Here is a 15,782-nt window from a genome sequence, read left to right on the forward strand (position 1 = left end):
GTTATCAGACTCCCGGGCCTGCTTCTCCCGGACCTGTTGTACCGGGATCAGAAGGTGCAGAGCCCGGACCGCCGGTTCCCGGACCCGGCGTATCGGGCGCTTCTGTGGTGGGGGCGGAGGTTGGCTTTTCAGCCGGTTTTGTATGCTCCCCGGCTCCCGGGCCTTTGTCGGATTCCTTTGTCTCTTCATTGTCTCTGTCCGGCTCCTGGTGCGGCTTAGTGATCCCCGGACCGATCTCCTGGGTTTCCTCTGTTTCTTCTTCCGTGGGTTCTGTCTCCTCCTGCGTTGTCTCCTCCACGCTCTCCTGGGTACTTTCCTCGGGAGCTGTTGTCTCCGGTGCAGGCGTCTGAGCCGGTGCTGTCTGAGCCGGTGTCTGTCCGCCGGAGGAACCGCCTGAACTGCCGCCGGAAGGTGCAGCCTTACCCTCTTCATAGAGGCCTGTCTCCTCGGAGATATGTGCGCTGATCTTCTTTACTGCTGAGGATGGGCTATAGCTTGTCTCCTCTCCGTACAGGAACTTATGGAGCAGGACAACGTTGCTCTCCAGGGTAGTGGGGATGACGCAGTCCATTTTCCCTACACGTTTGGTCTGCCTGGAGAAGGGGAAGCCTGCTGTTTCGCCAATATGGTATTTGTTGATATCCTTTACCAGGGGAAGTACGTCATCCGGCCCCACGCTGGTGGAAATCTGCGGGATCAGATAGGTGGCAAGGGAGGTAAGGGTGGATACATCAGCCTGCTTTGCCTTTTCAAGGGCCAGCATCACAACTTTTCTCTGGCGTTCGGTTCTCTGGAAATCCGTGTCCATCAGGCGGAGGCGGCTGTAAGCAACTGCCTGTACCCCGTCCAGATGATTGGGGCCGGGCGCTGAGAGCTGGACAGAACCGATTCCGGTGGAATTGACCGTTTCCGTGATAAAGCCGTTGATGTATTTGAACTCCGCATCGGTGATATCGATATCCACGCCGCCCAGTATATTGATGGCCTCAGCCACGGACTTCCAGTTAAAGGTGGCATAGTCATCGATCTTAAGATCCAGATTTTCTTCCAAGGCAGCGACCGCCTGCTTCTGTCCCCCTTTAAAATATGCCTCATTGATCTTATGATAAGTGCCCTCTGAATTGATCTTGAGATAGGTATCCCTGTACACACTGACCAGCTTGATCTCTCCGGTGGAGCGGTTGATGCTGCAGATCATCTGCACGTCCGCCAGGGCGTTTTTTGTATTGCCGTCCCTGCTGTCCACGCCAAATACAGCCACATTCCAAATCCCTGTGGGTCTGTGGAGGAAAAGCCATGCTCCATAGCCAATGACTGCTGCAAGCAGTATGAGCAGGATTCCCTTCCAGCTTTTCTTTTTACGTCTTTTTGCCATCTGTCCCTGACCTGGACGCCTGGAGGCGTCTCTGTTCCTTCCGTTGCTGTCTGCATAAAAGTCATCCTCATCCTGGTAACGGGTCCGCTGTCCGGATTTGGAGGATTGAGATGTTTTCCGTGATTGTTTTTGTGTCTTGGAGGAAGGGCTGCCGGAAGGCCTTCTTCCCGTGTGCGCCGAATGGGCTTTGGAAGCGGCACCGGCCTGTCCTCCCGCCCTGGTATTTCCTGTCCTGTTGTTCCCGTTCCTGCTGTTTCCGGTTCTGCTGTTTCCGGTTCTGCCCTCAGATGCATCATAAAACTCATCATCCAAGTAACCGTACTCATCATTTTCATATCCCCCGCGGCTGTTGGTAACGTCAAAATCCCCCTGCCGCCGGTTCCGCCCTCCATATTCCTCCTCGCCAAACTCCTCATCAAAATAATATTCATCATCATAATTGTCCCGTAAGCCGGCTCCTGCAGCGGACCGATCAGGGGAAGCCGGACGGGCTGAGGATAAGCCGGATCTCCCGACAGATGGGTTAGACCTGCCCGCGGAAGGGTTCGGTCTTCCGGTGGAGCGCCTTGGTCCTCTGGTGCTTCTGGCCCGCATGCGTTCCAATTCATCATCATTATCATTGTAATTCATGGTAAAACACCTCATTTATCATTTAATTTAAAATGCTGTAACATGGTATTATCTATTCTATAATGCGCCGGTAGCTCTGCCATTCTCCCGTGGTGATGCCAACCTCCACATTATTGATGTTTCCGCTTGTCTCCTGGATGCACAGCATCTGACCGTCCGCTGCCCAGCCAAGGAATATGACCACATGGGCCTGGGGTCCGGTGCGTATGCAGATATCCCCGGGAACCAGCTGTTCCTTTGTGACGGCTGTTCCGCTGGAAATCAAGGTGCCGGTGCTCTCCGCGCCCAGACCGCGTCCTGATACGGACCAGTATAGCCAGTTGATCCAGCCCGAACAGTCCAGGCCCTTAAGGAATCGCCCGTCCTCGTCCGGCGTGACAATGGAACCGAAATTGTTCCCTGTATATCCGGGAGAAGATGGTTTCCCGCCCCAGTAATAGGGGACTTTTCCAACCGAGGTAAGCGCATATTTTACAAAATCCCGTTTCATCTGGCTGGTGTTCTCAGGAACCATGCTCATATATAGATCGATCTCCCCAGAGGTCAGGGGATTTCGCAGGAAAAGATCCGTGGTATTCAGGCCATATTCCTCATACCAGTCCTGAGCGATCAATGTCCTGACCCCTTCCATAGCGGACTCATCCCACCCTTTCCATGAGGATGAGACTTCAGCGGATGAAGCAGATGCATAAGAATCCGCCGGAAACAGTCCATTTGACTCAGACGCACCTGTCACCACTATGGTGATGGAAAGGTCTATATGTCCGGGACAGGAGGATTCAGAGGCCAGGGAAGGTTCCGATTCCGTAGCTGTAGAGACAGCTGTTTCACCGGGGCCCACCCGTTTTTCACCGCTGACGGAAGCTGCGGCAGGGGGTGTCTGTCCGTCAGCAGGGGCTTCCGTCTGCCCGGTTATGGCTGCAGCCTCTTTCAGGCAGCTGCCGTCACAGTAGTAGATGTCACCCATCTGCAGTGAATATTGATGGGAATTGTTCCACATGTTTGCCGCGTATTCCTCCAGCTGGTCCATACTGCTTAAAACACCGTGATAATAAAGCGTATTTGCCATGGAAATGATATCGCGGGCATTGGATGTACGGCTGGTTGCCTGTCCGTCTCCATCCAGAAAACTCATGCTGATATTTTTAAATTGCGGTATGACTCCTGATGCGGCAGTGACAGCCTGGACCGGCAGACCCATCTGGGCAGACAGCCGCTCCGGCGTATAGCTGTACAGGTCATAAAGTCCCGAGGACCACCTGGCGTCCATGCTTGAAAGCATGCTGTATAGGCGGCCTGCATAACTGTAGGTGGCATCGGCGGCATCCTCAGTCCCTTCATACAGATAAGCCAGGTTTAGGATATAGGGACTCATAATCTCTGCATTGGCAGGGGTGGCCTCAGAATAAGAAGCATAAGGCGGAAAAGCAAAAGAAGGCTCTCCCTTAAGCATCTCCTGGACCGCACTGTCTTTCATTTCCCCGTCAGGGGCAGCTGAAACCTGGTCTGAAGGCCTCTGTGAATGCTGCCCTGCCCTGTATGATATGTAACAGCCTGTACTTAAGACCAGGATCAGGACGGTTCCTTTCAGTATGTGATGTTTATAAGTTTGATACAGCTTGCGGGCTGTCTGGATCAGATCATGGTTCTTATCATGGTTCATCTTAGTTTATCCTATGGGTATCGTCTTATGGGGTTATCCTACTCTCAGCGGATAAGGGAACAAGTGTCCCTGCACATAAAGAGTAATCCCGGCAGTGTCAGTAATACTGCGCTTATATCGCTCCCCATTATAACACAATGCCTGGGGAAAAAACAGAACAAATCTCTTAAGTAATCATTAATAATGGGACCTCACCCAAAATATGGTTGACGCATAAAATAGAGTGAGATATAATATTTTCATTCTATTTAAGGAGGAATAGAATCCAATAGCAAAGCTAAGCGCCATGCACCTTTTACCGGGAACGTGAACAGCAGAACAGCTGCTGCCGGTGAGAAGGTTAACGAGGAGGAGAGATAATCGAAACATTCGGCGGATACTCTCCCATGCGGTCCGGGCGTGTGATATACCGTTAAATATGCGGGTAACTGCAAAACAGAAGCGGTATAACCGGACAGGGATCAATGGAAAAATCAAATAAAAACCCCCACAACTGGCATTGTTAAAAATCTGGCATACAGTGACAGCTTATTTTTTATGGCCATTTTTAGAGCATCCATGTGGTGGAAAAAAGAGAGGTAAAAATTATGTGCGGGATTATTGGATATACAGGCCCTCTTGAGGCCAAGGATCTGCTTTTAAATGGACTGTCGGGGCTGGAGTACCGAGGTTACGACAGCGCCGGAATTGCCTATTTTAATACGGCCTCACAGGTAAAGGTCATCAAAAAGGTAGGAAAGGTGGCTGCTCTCAGGGAGTGTGTTAAAAAGACAGGGGATATATCCCACTGCGGAATCGGCCATACACGATGGGCAACCCATGGAGGTGTCACAGATGAAAACGCCCATCCCCACCGCGCCGGGCGGGTGACCCTGATCCACAACGGTATCATTGAAAATTATCATCAGCTGACAGAAGAATATGGAATCCGGGACAGACTGGTGTCCCAGACCGACAGTGAGGTGGCTGCCTGGGTACTTGATGCAGTGTACGAGGAATACAGCCATGATCCCCTGATCGCCATTGGGACGTTCGTAAAAAAGCTGGAGGGCTCCTACGGCTTTTGTATCCTTTTTGACGACCGGCCCGGGGAAATATATGCGGTGCGCAGCGTCAGCCCGCTGGTGGCCTCCTACACGCAGTCAGGGGCAATGGTGGCCTCGGATCTCACTGCCCTTATCTCTTTTACAAAGGAGTATTTTGTGGTTCCCGAACATCATATCCTGCGCCTGACCCCTTACAAGATCCGGGTATATGATATGGACTGTGCCAGGATACAGCCTGAAATGCTGGAAGTGAACTGGAATATGGATGCTGCCATGAAAAATGGATTTCCCCATTTTATGCTGAAGGAGATCCATGAACAGCCGGAAGCGTTAAAGAATACCATCCTTCCCCGTCTGGCGGGAGGACTTCCTGATTTTACGTCAGATGGGATCCCGGATGAATTATTTACAGACTGCGGCCAGATCCGCATCATTGCCTGCGGAACGGCCATGCATGCAGGTATGGTGGCAAAAGCGCTGATGGAACCGCTGCTCAGGATTCCTGTTACCGTGTCCATTGCCTCAGAATTTCGATATGAGGATCCCCTTATAGATAAAAACACACTGGTGATCGTAATCTCCCAATCCGGTGAGACCATCGATACCCTGGCAGCCATGAGACTGGCAAAGTCCCTGGGCTCCCGCACGCTGTCCATTGTCAATGTAAAGGGATCAACCATTGCCAGGGAAAGCGACCATGTGCTTTACACCCATGCCGGCCCTGAGATCGCTGTGGCCAGCACCAAGGCCTATTCCGTCCAGCTGGCTGCATTATATATGCTCTGCTGCCGCATGGCCCTTTCAAGAGAACGATGCAGTGAGGCGGATGCAAAGGAATTTATGGAGGATCTGCTGGCGGTGATCCCGGCCATGGAATCCATGATCGGCCAGTCCTCCCATATTAAGTCCTTTGTACGCCATCTGATCCGTGAGAGGGATACCTTCTTTATCGGCAGAGGGCTGGACTATGCGTTTTCCCTGGAAGGCGCCCTCAAGCTGAAGGAAATATCATACATTCACGCAGAGGCATACGCTGCCGGGGAGCTAAAGCACGGAACCATTGCACTGATCTATGACAATGTCCCGGTTATTGCCATTGCCACCCAGGATCACGTATTTGCCAAAACCATCTCGAATATCAGGGAAGTTAAGGCAAGAGGAGCCTATGTCATCCTCCTGGCCAAGGAGCAGGCAGCCATAGAGGATGGGGTGTCGGATGTGGAACTTAGGATACCTGACCTTGAGGACCGGTTCACCGTGTTCCCCATAGCCGTTGCCCTTCAGCTCATTGCCTACTATGCATCCATTGGCAAGAACCTGGATGTGGATCAGCCCCGCAATTTGGCAAAATCAGTGACAGTGGAATAAAAAGCTGAAAACAAAACCGCCGAAAACAAAGCCGCCGCCCGCCAAAATCAACTGGCGGGCGGCTGTTTTAATTACGGGCTTTACTGCTGTTTTTTGTACTGCTGTTTTACCTTTGCGAAATTCATGATCACGTCCACCGCACCTTCCGGCCCGGTGACGCTGCTGTTAAGGCACAGGTCATAGCTGCGCGGGTCGCTCCACTTCTTATTGGAGTAATAATTATAGTAGCTGGAACGCTGCTTATCTGTTTTGATCATAATATCCTTTGCCTTGGATTCATCCACCTTATAAAGCTCCTGAAGGCGTTTCAGCTTATCCTTGTCATCTCCTGTGATGAACACGCTGACTACATTGGGGTAATCCTCCAGTGCATAATCCGCGCACCGTCCAACGATTACGCAGGAGGCTTCCTCTGCCAGCTTCTTGATGGTATCAAACTGCGCAAGGAATATCTTATGGTTAATAGGCATGTCGGAATATCCGGAAGCCGTGTATCCCATGGAATAAGAATCCATTACCAGGGAGTACAGGAAACTGCTGGTGGGTCTTTCATCGTGCTTTTCAAACAGTTCTTCGCAAAGTCCGCTGTGCTTTGCTGCCATGGATAACAGTTCCTTGTCGTAACACTTAATCCCCATCTTCTCGGCCAGCATCTCGCCGATTAATTTGCCTCCGCTTCCACACTGTCTGCCAATTGTGATAATAAGATTATTTGTCATTCTACATTCCCCTTTCTGCTCTCTATGTCATGTTATGAATGTATCATATTTTATCTATTAAGTATTATAACTCAAAAATTCAGAAAAGTATATAGAAATGTACAAAAAGATATAAAATAACCCAAAGGATTTCGACAAAAGTGACAACTTGTCTTATACTGTCTCTTATAAATATGCTTTTATCGCAAAGTCCGGAGCAGTTTATCAAAGTATTCTGGCAGGGGGGCTGTGAATTCCATGTACTCCTCTGTGCGTGGATGCACGATTCCCAGGATTCCGGCGTGAAGGGTCTGCCCGGTCAATCCGGGGACCGGGCATTTGGCCGGGCCGTAAACATGGTCACCCAGCAGTGGATGGTGAAGGCTGGCCATATGCACTCGGATCTGGTGGGTCCGTCCTGTCTCCAGGCGGCATTCCACATAGGTAAACTGGCTAAAACGCTGTAATACCCGATAGTGGGTAATGGCGCCGCGTCCATTGCTGTAGTTGATGCACATTTTCTTGCGCTCGGTCTGGTGGCGCCCAATGGGGGCAACCACGGTCCCCTCCTCCTCTTTTATGACACCATGGACAATGGCCTGATACCGTCTGGTGATGGAATGTTCCTTGAGCTGGGCGGCAATGGAATTGTGCGCCATATCATTCTTACAGGCAATGAGCACGCCTGTGGTATCCATATCGATCCTGTGGACGATTCCCGGTCTCATAACCCCGTTTATACCCGAAAGCTGGTCTTTGCAGTGGTACATGAGGCCATTGACCAGGGTATGGCTGTAATGGCCGGCAGCCGGATGGACCACCATGCCTTTGGGCTTGTTAATCAGAATGATGTCCTGGTCTTCATAAAGGATATCCAGGTCCATGGCCTCGGCCTCAATCTCCGGCTCCACGGCCGCGGGGACCTCCAGCTCGATATGGTCATCCTCAGACACCACATAGCTGGCCTTTACGCCTTTTTTGTTAACCAGAACCTGCCCTGATTTAAGCAGCTTCTGGATATAGGAACGGCTTAATTCGGGGCAGGATTCAGACAGATATTTATCGATCCTCATATCGGATTCCATGTCCGTTGGATAAAATTCCTGTTTCAAGTGGCTTACTCCTTTTCGGCATTGCCGTGTTTTTTGATGGCAAAACAAGCCATGTCCTCGTCCTTGTAATAGAACATGATAAGGATCACAAGGCAGGCCGCCGCAATGGTAACATAACAATCCGCCACATTAAATATAGGGAAATTGATCAGCTTAAAATACAGGAAATCCACCACGTAACCCTGGCTGATCCGGTCGATCATATTGCCTACCGCACCGGCGCTAACCATCATCAGACACACGGACATGGGACGGTATTTCCTGTCAGTGGGCATTTTCACCATCAAATATGCCACTGCGCCAAGTACCAACAGTGCGATCAGGAAAAAGAAAAGCTGTTTTTCCTGCATCATGCCAAAGGCCGCTCCCCTGTTTTCCGAGTAATAAAATTCAAAAACCCCATCCCAGACCACAAAGGGCGTATGCCCCTTTAAATGTGCGACCACCAGTCCTTTAGTCCATTGGTCCAGTCCCACCAGAATCACAAATCCGATCATAAAACTGATCAGAATGGACTTTTTCTGTTTTGTCATTCTTTATGTCCTCCTATGCAGTCAAATCCTTCTTTCATCTCGTCACTGCTCACGGTCCTGTCCACATAAGCATTCCCCATGGACCGGAGAAGAATGAACTTGACCACGCCGGCGTCCATCTTTTTATCACTTTTTGCAGCTGTGTGGACCTCATCCCAGGTGAGCCCGTCCACGGTTACGGGAAGTCCGTAAGCATCAAAGACAGACCTCAGATCCCTAAACTCCTCCTCTGTAATCATTCCCCTTTTATAGGAAATATATCCGGCTGCAATACATCCAAGGCCCACACAGTGGCCATGAAGCATGGTAAAATCCTTTAACTTCTCAACCGCGTGGCCCAGGGTGTGGCCAAAGTTTAAAAGCGCCCGCTCTCCCTGCTCAGTGGGATCCATTTCCACCACCTGCTTTTTGATGCGGTTGCTCTCAAAGACCATTTTCTGGCACAGCGTCAGATCCCGGGCCCCGATTCCCTCCCGGTTGTCCTTAAGCCACTGGTAATACTCCTTATCCTTGATCAAACCATGTTTGATCACTTCCCCCATGCCTGAGGAAAACTGCTCATTGGACAGCGTCAGCAGGGTACTGAGGTTGGTGTACACAAAACGTGGCATATGGAATGCTCCCACCATGTTTTTGTAGGCGTCAAAATCCACACCGGTCTTACCTCCGATGCTGGAATCCACCTGGGATAAAAGAGTTGTGGGAATTTGGAAAAATCCCACGCCTCTCAGGTAAGTGGCTGCAGCAAAACCGCACAGATCCCCAACCACACCGCCTCCCAGTGCGGCAAGCATATCCCTGCGGTCAAAATGTTCCAGGATCAGGTGCTCATACAGTCTCTTGACTGTATCCAGGTTTTTATTTTCCTCACCGGCGGAAAACACATACACGGAGACCTTTTTGCAGCACTCTGAAAGGATGGCTGTCACCTCCTCCAGGTACAGCTTTGCCACATTGGAATCCGTCACAATACATATCTTATGGTCTTTCAGGGAAAGGCCCATTGCCTCATCCTTTAGTCGTGAAAAGGATGTGTCCATTACAATGTCATAAATAGGCTGTCCATCCCTGCACACGTTCATTCTGTCTGCCATACCAGTTTCCTCCTTTATGTACTTATAACAACAAATCGGCAGACGCTCGTGGTCTGCCGCATTCACTTCCATATCGTCTTTCTCATCCAAATGCATTATAAACGGATATTGAGTCCTGACACATCCATTCCCATAGCGCCGCCTGCGGCCAGGATGTCCTGGAAATCACCGGATAGTTCAACGGAATCAGGAGTTGCAATAAAGATATAGTTGGATATCTTCTGAAGATTACCGTTCATGGAATAGGTTGCCCCTGATGTAAAATCAATGATCCTCTGAGCTACCTCTGTATGTATACCCTCCATATTAAGTACCACTGCCTTGCCTGCCAGGAGATAATCACAGATGTCCCTGGAGTCCTCCATAGAGGTTGGCTTTATCATGGTTACTTCCATGCTGCGCCGCATGGGCACTACTTTGGGATTCGATCTTCCTAAAAATCTTGGCTTGTCCTGTTCTTCCTCATCTTCATATTCCGTACTTTTCTTTGTAAACAGCCCCTTGCGGGGAGCTTCCTCTTCAAAGTCATCGTCCAGGTAGTAATCATCATCTTCCTCTTCAGGACTTAATCTCATGGTATCCATTAACTTACCTAACAGACTCATCTTACACTCTCCAATCTCTATATGAAGTGTCCCCTTAAGCGTGTCCAGACACTGGTTCCAGCAATCAGCTCACTGGCGGAAACACCTTATCGTATACCGAAAATACCGGTACCGACCCTAACCATGGTTGCGCCTTCCTCAACAGCAACCTCATAATCCCCAGTCATTCCCATTGAGAGCACACCCATAGTAACATTATCAATGTTTTTCCTACCTATGTCAACAGCAAATTCAAATAATTTTTTAAAAATTCCACGATTTTCTTCTGGATTGTCTACAAATGGCGCAATTGTCATAAGTCCTTTTATGTGCACGTGGGGAAAATCCTTTATGGCCATGACGGCATCCTCAACTTCCTCCAGCATGAACCCGTATTTGCTCTCCTCCCTGGCTACATTGACCTCCAGAAGAATGTCCACATCCACCTCTTTTTTTGCTGCTTCCGCTTCAATCTGCCGGGCCAGGCGCAGGGAGTCCACGGAATGGATCATCACCGCGTTGCCGATCACCTGGCTGACCTTGTTGCGCTGAAGATGGCCGATCATATGCCAGCGGATGTCCTGGGGCAGTTCCGGCTTCTTGGCCAGGATCTCCTGGACCTTATTCTCTCCAAAGTCCCTGGTTCCTGCAGCATATGCCTCCTCCAGCATGGGAACCGGTTTTGTCTTGCTCACGGCGATCAGAGTGACTTCCTCCGGTCTCCTGCCCGCCCTGATACATGCTGCATTGATGGTTTCCCTTACCTGATCCAGATTTTCTTTTATCATTTACTCGTTCCTCCTTGCCGGCCTTAGCCTTCTTATTGATACAGAAGCTGTCCCTCTTCCACCATGGAAGCATCCAGCACAATATGGTCATAAACGGACAACCCATAGGTCATATTCCGCCTTATGGTATAAAATTCATTGTTGGAATCCAGTATATCAATTTGTTTGAAAATTGTATAGCCCTTATTTATGTTGTAAACACCTTTTAGGGAAGCCGTGCGCCCGATCTGATACCGTTCAGAGGACGATGGCTTGACAACGTAATCCCCGGCCTTGAATCCTTCCTCCTCATTCATATCCACATAGAAGAATTCATCATCTGAATAATAGATGGTGGTCGGCACAAACACAACAGAGGATCCGTTTTCCGTGTACACTTCCTTATTAAAACCGCTTTCTGAAGAATCGCCTCCCTGGGTCATATAATCTATGGGGATCAGGTAAAAGCTTTTTTCAGTCACAGCGCTGGCCGGTATCTTAAGGCCGTCCGTCTGTTCTGTCTTGATCTCAAAATCAATAAACCGGTCTGATATAAACTGTTCCATATATTTGGTGAAGTCCAGTTTGCCATAGGAGGCCCCGTCCTTACCGGTAAAGGTGGAATAGGAAGCCGGTGTGCTCATGGAGTAATCCCTGAAGATAACCCGCAAAGTGGTCTTATCCGAATATAGGGAAGCGTCCTCCTCTGTGAGGGGGAAAACAATGGACCAATTCTCAGAGGTGATGATCTTATAGGCAGGGGAGCCGCTGTCAATAAGCTTTCCTGACTTATTAAGGGTCTTTACATAGGTATCCCTGTTAAAACTGGCCGCTTCGATATCAGCGGTGGTCACTGTCTCATAATTGTCAAAGCCATAAGACACAACCCCGGACACATCGGTCCGTACCTGTTCAAAGACTGCGCCGGACTCCTGAGCCAGCTTGTCCAGCTGATCCAGGGCGCTGAAACTGGAATATTCCATGACGGAAGCTTCCAGAGAATATCTTGCATCGTAAATGGAAGAAAAGTCCTGATCCCTGAAAGACAGTACAAAGGAAGTCAGCTGCTTTTTCAGGTCAGAAAGACTGTCATCAGACAGGGAATTGCCGGCCTCCGCATTGTCCTTTAGCAGCTCTTCCAGACTTCCGGTTTCATCCAGGGAATAGATCCTGCTGCCCACCGATGCCCGCTTGCCTTCCCTGAGATAATAATTAATGTAGCCTGAACGGTCCGCATTCCTTACCTGCTCCTCCCTGAGAATCAGCCCTGTGTACATCCGGTTGCTGACAATGCCTCCGTCAACTACTTCATAAAACTGGATTTTTTCTCTTTTCAGATATGTATATACACTGAACACCAGGTAGAGGAAAATAATCGCAAAAATGATCATGCCCACATTGATATTCAGAGGCCGCTTGTAGCGGACAACCTTCTTGTTCTTCTTAGCCATGGAACAAGGCCACTCCTTTTCTGAATCAAAGAATAAAAAATAACAAACAACTGCCCGCCATACCAGGCATGTATGTCCCGGCACGGCAGGCAGCCCTATCACTCCTGTCACCTATCTTATCACAAAAAATGTATCATTACAATGAAATAATCACATCACCTTTGGCGCATTCCGGAAGCTCTTCTGCATCCAAGGAAATACTCAGTACGAAAGTTACATGATACTTTTCACCGATATTTTTCAATGTCATATATGTATCGGATATGTCAGCCCCCTCCAGGCATGACAGCTTTAAAAAGCTATCCAGGTACATGGTTTCCAAATCGTGATCTTGGGAAATGATACCGCAGATAAAACCTAAAAATCCTTCATTGTTTGTAATTGGGAATTCATTGACATTAATGAGACGAATCTTATTATTTAACTCATACATATGCTGGGCACTTTTATCCAGATATACGACAGTGCCGTTGGCCCCCTTGATTGCTGCATTGGCCATATCTAACAGATGTTTGGTCTTGCCTTTACCCTTTTTTCCTGCAATAATCTGAACCATACGAATCTCCTCCTTGAGTTATATATGTTGTATAAAAAATCAATTAAGATTACTCTAATTATAGTATAACTTCATAGAAAGCGCAATCACTATTTGACGATTTTAGAAATTATATTTGCCATATTGTCATAAAGATGCGGACGGCTGTCCGCCTTCAATACAACCGATATATACTCCTTGTCAGAGTCATCCCGTGAAGCCATAATCAGGCAATACCCTGCCGCCTTGGTGGTGCCTGTTTTTCCCCCAAATACTTTGAGGCCGTCAGGCGTCTCCCTCTCGCCTGTCATGAACCAGTTTCCGCCCTTCCAGGTTTTTGTTACAGGCTCGCTGTTCTTATTGTGGTAATTGGCCGTATAGGCCGTAGTACCCACAATCTGGCGAAATGCAGGATACTTCAGCGCCTCGTTGAAAATAAGATACAGATCGTATGCGGTCGTGTAATGATCCGGGTCATTCAGCCCGTGTGGATTGACAAAATGGGTGCCTGTGGCGCCAAGGCGCAGAGCCTCCTCATTCATCATGTCCGCAAAGGCATCAATACTTCCCGCAATATGGACTGCTATGGCTGCCCCCGCATCATTTCCGGAGGGAAGCATAAGCCCATAGAGCAGCTGTTCCAATGTCAGGGTATCGCCCGGCTCTATACCGCACAGGGTGGCGCCGGATTCTGTGATCACGGCCTCCTCCGTCACATGGACGCGGGAATTCAGGTCACCTTCCTTGATTGCCACCAATGCTGTCATCACCTTGGTAACGCTGGCCGGATACAGCTTTTCAAATGCCTCTTTGCTGTACAGGACTTTCCTGTCGCTGATATCGAACAGGGCCGCTGCCTCGGATGTGGCAAAATCAGCATCAAACCCGCTCTCGTCCGTAACCACGCACAGGTCGGATGCAAACGCATCCGCAAAACGCGCGGGCGCCGCTCCCTCATCCAGGGCCGGAATACGCTCCTCCAGAACATAGGCATCTTCATATCCGGCAGAACATCCGCTTACACAGACAGATACACCTAAAAAAAGCGTACACAAAAGGGCAGATGCCCGTCTTCTGCCTTTTAATCTGCCCCAAACCGTCATTACCTGGCAACCTCCCGCCATTCCATGTCACCTCTGTCCAGAGCCTTGATCAAAAGCTCCGCGGATGCCAGGTTGGTGGCCAGGGGAATATTATAGATATCACACAGACGTACCACATTGTTTACATCCGGCTCATGAGGTTTTGGATTGTTGGGATCCCTTAAAAAGATGACCAGATCCATCTCGTTGTGCTCAATCTGGGCAGCCATCTGCTGCATACCGCCTAAATGGCCGGCAAGATACTTGTGGATATTCAGATTGGCAACCTCCTCGATCAGTCTTCCCGTGGTGCCTGTGGCGTACAGGGTGTTCTTGCTGAGAATCCCCCTGTAGGCGATGCAGAAATTCTGCATCAGTTTCTTTTTTGCGTCATGTGCAATCAAACCAATTGTCATATTATATAACCCTCCTTGGATTAGAAATGTCTTGTCTCTCTTTGAAGTCCTACGTTCAGCACCAGCCCCATACCGATGAAGATACTGATCAGGGAACTGCTTCCAAAACTGATAAAAGGAAGCGGAAGCCCCGTGTTAGGGAAGATACCAGTGGCAACCGCAATGTTGGCAAATGCCTGGAACGCGATCAGCGTTGCCATGCCCACACACAGAAGCCTGCCGGATAGATCCCTTGCCCGGCCAGCCAACATAAGACATTCATATACTATCAGTAAAAACAGTACGATCACTATCACACAGCCTATGAATCCCAACTCCTCACCTATTACGGCGAAAATGAAATCCGTCTGCTCTTCTGACAGGAAATTACCATTTTTTACAGAAGCAATCGTAGTATTAAACAGCCCCTTGCCTTTTAACTGACCGGAGCCGATGGCAATAATGGAATTGTTCTGCTGGTAGCGGGCCTCACCATACTGATCCGGATAGAACCATGCCAGGATACGGCCTGCCTGATATTCCTTAATAAAAGGGATCATTCCATGGAGCAGCAGGTAAATGAACGTAGCAACCATGGGAATGGTTACAGCAAGGGTTCCCATGATCCACTTATAACTGATGCCGCTGGCAAATACAATTCCCAGTATCATCACCATGATCACAAGACAGGTAGACAGATTCGGCTGCTGAAATATGAGTGCTGCCGGAGCTGCGAACAGGACGGCAGCAATCACAACAGTACTGACCTGATTGATCTTTTCCTGATATTTCATGAAATACCAGGAAAAAGTCACAATCAGGCCAATCTTTACAAATTCCGATGGTTGTAACTGGCCGAGTACCGGCACTTCAATCCAGCGTTTTGCATTGTTGACTACTTTGCCCCATATCAGCACAGCCACCAGACTGGCGATACATACGCCGTAAATAGCTATGCTGAAATTTAATATCTTATGGTAATCAATGAGTGACAACCCTATAGCCACTGCGAGTCCCACCAGGACCCCCATCAGCTGCTTGTTGACTGCGTCTGCGTCCAGATTAGTGGCACTTCTTATGACAAGTATGCCGATGACGTTAAGCGCAATCATGTAAAATATCAGCCGAAAGTTAAAATGTCTAAAATCATAATCCAAAAACATCTAATATAGCCCCTTATTCGATATGGAACGAATCGGTATGTTGGCATGAAGCACAGGCAGGGTCCGGCCGCTGCCGGAAAGAGGACTGTCTGTTTCCATCTGTATCTGGACGTTGTCCTTTTCTATCTCCATATATTTTGAAATGACGTGAATCACATCATTTTTTATCATCAGTATCATCTCCGGTGAGCAGCCTGCCTTGTCGGATACCAGCAAAAGCTTAAGCCGCATCTTAGCTGTCTCTCCGGAACGCCGGGTGTGAAACCTTAAGAACCATCTCACCTTG

The 15,782-nt window shown here is 49.1% G+C and carries 15 protein-coding genes; 1 reads left to right on the forward strand and 14 read right to left on the reverse strand.

Annotated features, from left to right (window positions below; all coding sequences use genetic code 11):
* Nucleotides 1-4: 4 nt before the first annotated feature.
* Both CLFS41_RS09995 and CLFS41_RS10000 read right to left on the reverse strand, forming a co-directional pair.
* Nucleotides 5-2,005, reverse strand: coding sequence for an LCP family protein (locus tag CLFS41_RS09995; RefSeq protein WP_045092193.1), 2,001 nt, complete (start codon nt 2,003-2,005; stop codon nt 5-7).
* Nucleotides 2,006-2,057: 52 nt separating this feature from the next.
* Nucleotides 2,058-3,668, reverse strand: a complete 1,611-nt coding sequence (locus CLFS41_RS10000; protein ID WP_045092194.1) for an NlpC/P60 family protein — start codon at nt 3,666-3,668, stop codon at nt 2,058-2,060.
* A gap of 587 nt (nt 3,669-4,255) precedes the next feature.
* On the opposite strand from CLFS41_RS10000, the gene glmS reads away from it, so the two are divergent.
* Nucleotides 4,256-6,082, forward strand: coding sequence for a glutamine--fructose-6-phosphate transaminase (isomerizing) (glmS, locus tag CLFS41_RS10005; protein WP_045092195.1), 1,827 nt, complete (start codon nt 4,256-4,258; stop codon nt 6,080-6,082).
* Between the two features lie 80 nt (nt 6,083-6,162).
* Here the strand turns inward: glmS and CLFS41_RS10010 are convergent, their stop codons facing one another.
* The 12 genes from CLFS41_RS10010 to minE all read right to left on the reverse strand — a co-directional run bounded on the left by CLFS41_RS10010 (nt 6,163) and on the right by minE (nt 15,778).
* Nucleotides 6,163-6,801, reverse strand: a complete 639-nt coding sequence (locus CLFS41_RS10010; RefSeq protein ID WP_007864832.1) for a cytidylate kinase-like family protein — start codon at nt 6,799-6,801, stop codon at nt 6,163-6,165.
* A 179-nt stretch (nt 6,802-6,980) separates the two neighbouring features.
* Entirely contained in the window at nt 6,981-7,865 is an 885-nt protein-coding gene (locus CLFS41_RS10015; RefSeq protein WP_347468105.1) for an RluA family pseudouridine synthase, read from the reverse strand.
* A gap of 32 nt (nt 7,866-7,897) precedes the next feature.
* Nucleotides 7,898-8,425, reverse strand: coding sequence for a signal peptidase II (lspA, locus tag CLFS41_RS10020; protein WP_007864837.1), 528 nt, complete (start codon nt 8,423-8,425; stop codon nt 7,898-7,900).
* Nucleotides 8,422-9,519 (reverse strand): 3-dehydroquinate synthase, encoded by a 1,098-nt coding sequence (gene aroB / locus CLFS41_RS10025; protein ID WP_040416772.1) that lies wholly within the window; start codon nt 9,517-9,519, stop codon nt 8,422-8,424. Before aroB ends, lspA begins: the two co-directional genes overlap by 4 nt.
* 95 nt (nt 9,520-9,614) lie before the next feature.
* Complete coding sequence (locus CLFS41_RS10030) at nt 9,615-10,124, reverse strand: cell division protein SepF (protein ID WP_007864841.1); 510 nt, start codon at nt 10,122-10,124, stop codon at nt 9,615-9,617.
* A gap of 86 nt (nt 10,125-10,210) precedes the next feature.
* Entirely contained in the window at nt 10,211-10,891 is a 681-nt protein-coding gene (locus CLFS41_RS10035) for a YggS family pyridoxal phosphate-dependent enzyme (RefSeq protein WP_007864844.1), read from the reverse strand.
* Between the two features lie 32 nt (nt 10,892-10,923).
* Nucleotides 10,924-12,321 carry an HlyD family efflux transporter periplasmic adaptor subunit gene (locus tag CLFS41_RS10040; RefSeq protein WP_007864846.1) on the reverse strand — a complete coding sequence of 466 codons (1,398 nt, stop codon included), beginning with the start codon at nt 12,319-12,321 and terminating at the stop codon, nt 10,924-10,926.
* Nucleotides 12,322-12,457: 136 nt separating this feature from the next.
* Nucleotides 12,458-12,877 carry a hypothetical protein gene (locus tag CLFS41_RS10045; RefSeq protein WP_007864849.1) on the reverse strand — a complete coding sequence of 140 codons (420 nt, stop codon included), beginning with the start codon at nt 12,875-12,877 and terminating at the stop codon, nt 12,458-12,460.
* Between the two features lie 89 nt (nt 12,878-12,966).
* A complete protein-coding gene (locus tag CLFS41_RS10050; protein ID WP_330583357.1) occupies nt 12,967-13,980 on the reverse strand; it encodes a D-alanyl-D-alanine carboxypeptidase family protein in 1,014 nt (337 codons plus the stop codon).
* Entirely contained in the window at nt 13,959-14,354 is a 396-nt protein-coding gene (mgsA, locus tag CLFS41_RS10055) for a methylglyoxal synthase (protein ID WP_007864855.1), read from the reverse strand. The genes CLFS41_RS10050 and mgsA overlap by 22 nt, the downstream gene beginning before the upstream one ends.
* A 20-nt stretch (nt 14,355-14,374) precedes the next feature.
* Nucleotides 14,375-15,496 carry an FtsW/RodA/SpoVE family cell cycle protein gene (locus tag CLFS41_RS10060; RefSeq protein WP_007864869.1) on the reverse strand — a complete coding sequence of 374 codons (1,122 nt, stop codon included), beginning with the start codon at nt 15,494-15,496 and terminating at the stop codon, nt 14,375-14,377.
* A complete protein-coding gene (gene minE / locus CLFS41_RS10065; RefSeq protein WP_007864872.1) occupies nt 15,497-15,778 on the reverse strand; it encodes a cell division topological specificity factor MinE in 282 nt (93 codons plus the stop codon).
* Nucleotides 15,779-15,782 lie beyond the last annotated feature (4 nt).

It is taken from the genome of Clostridium sp. FS41, from assembly GCF_000954015.1.
In the GTDB taxonomy this organism is placed as follows: Bacteria; Bacillota; Clostridia; order Lachnospirales; family Lachnospiraceae; genus Enterocloster; species Enterocloster citroniae.

Bases quoted from the DNA above. Each gene is read 5' to 3' on its own strand.
- CLFS41_RS09995 (WP_045092193.1), bottom strand. From the start codon at position 2,005: ATGAATTACAATGATAATGATGATGAATTGGAACGCATGCGGGCCAGA.
- CLFS41_RS10000 (WP_045092194.1), bottom strand. From the start codon at position 3,668: ATGAACCATGATAAGAACCATGATCTGATCCAGACAGCCCGCAAGCTG.
- glmS (WP_045092195.1), top strand. From the start codon at position 4,256: ATGTGCGGGATTATTGGATATACAGGCCCTCTTGAGGCCAAGGATCTG.
- CLFS41_RS10010 (WP_007864832.1), bottom strand. From the start codon at position 6,801: ATGACAAATAATCTTATTATCACAATTGGCAGACAGTGTGGAAGCGGA.
- CLFS41_RS10015 (WP_347468105.1), bottom strand. From the start codon at position 7,865: ATGGAATCCGATATGAGGATCGATAAATATCTGTCTGAATCCTGCCCC.
- lspA (WP_007864837.1), bottom strand. From the start codon at position 8,425: ATGACAAAACAGAAAAAGTCCATTCTGATCAGTTTTATGATCGGATTT.
- aroB (WP_040416772.1), bottom strand. From the start codon at position 9,519: ATGGCAGACAGAATGAACGTGTGCAGGGATGGACAGCCTATTTATGAC.
- CLFS41_RS10030 (WP_007864841.1), bottom strand. From the start codon at position 10,124: ATGAGTCTGTTAGGTAAGTTAATGGATACCATGAGATTAAGTCCTGAA.
- CLFS41_RS10035 (WP_007864844.1), bottom strand. From the start codon at position 10,891: ATGATAAAAGAAAATCTGGATCAGGTAAGGGAAACCATCAATGCAGCA.
- CLFS41_RS10040 (WP_007864846.1), bottom strand. From the start codon at position 12,321: ATGGCTAAGAAGAACAAGAAGGTTGTCCGCTACAAGCGGCCTCTGAAT.
- CLFS41_RS10045 (WP_007864849.1), bottom strand. From the start codon at position 12,877: ATGGTTCAGATTATTGCAGGAAAAAAGGGTAAAGGCAAGACCAAACAT.
- CLFS41_RS10050 (WP_330583357.1), bottom strand. From the start codon at position 13,980: ATGGCGGGAGGTTGCCAGGTAATGACGGTTTGGGGCAGATTAAAAGGC.
- mgsA (WP_007864855.1), bottom strand. From the start codon at position 14,354: ATGACAATTGGTTTGATTGCACATGACGCAAAAAAGAAACTGATGCAG.
- CLFS41_RS10060 (WP_007864869.1), bottom strand. From the start codon at position 15,496: ATGTTTTTGGATTATGATTTTAGACATTTTAACTTTCGGCTGATATTT.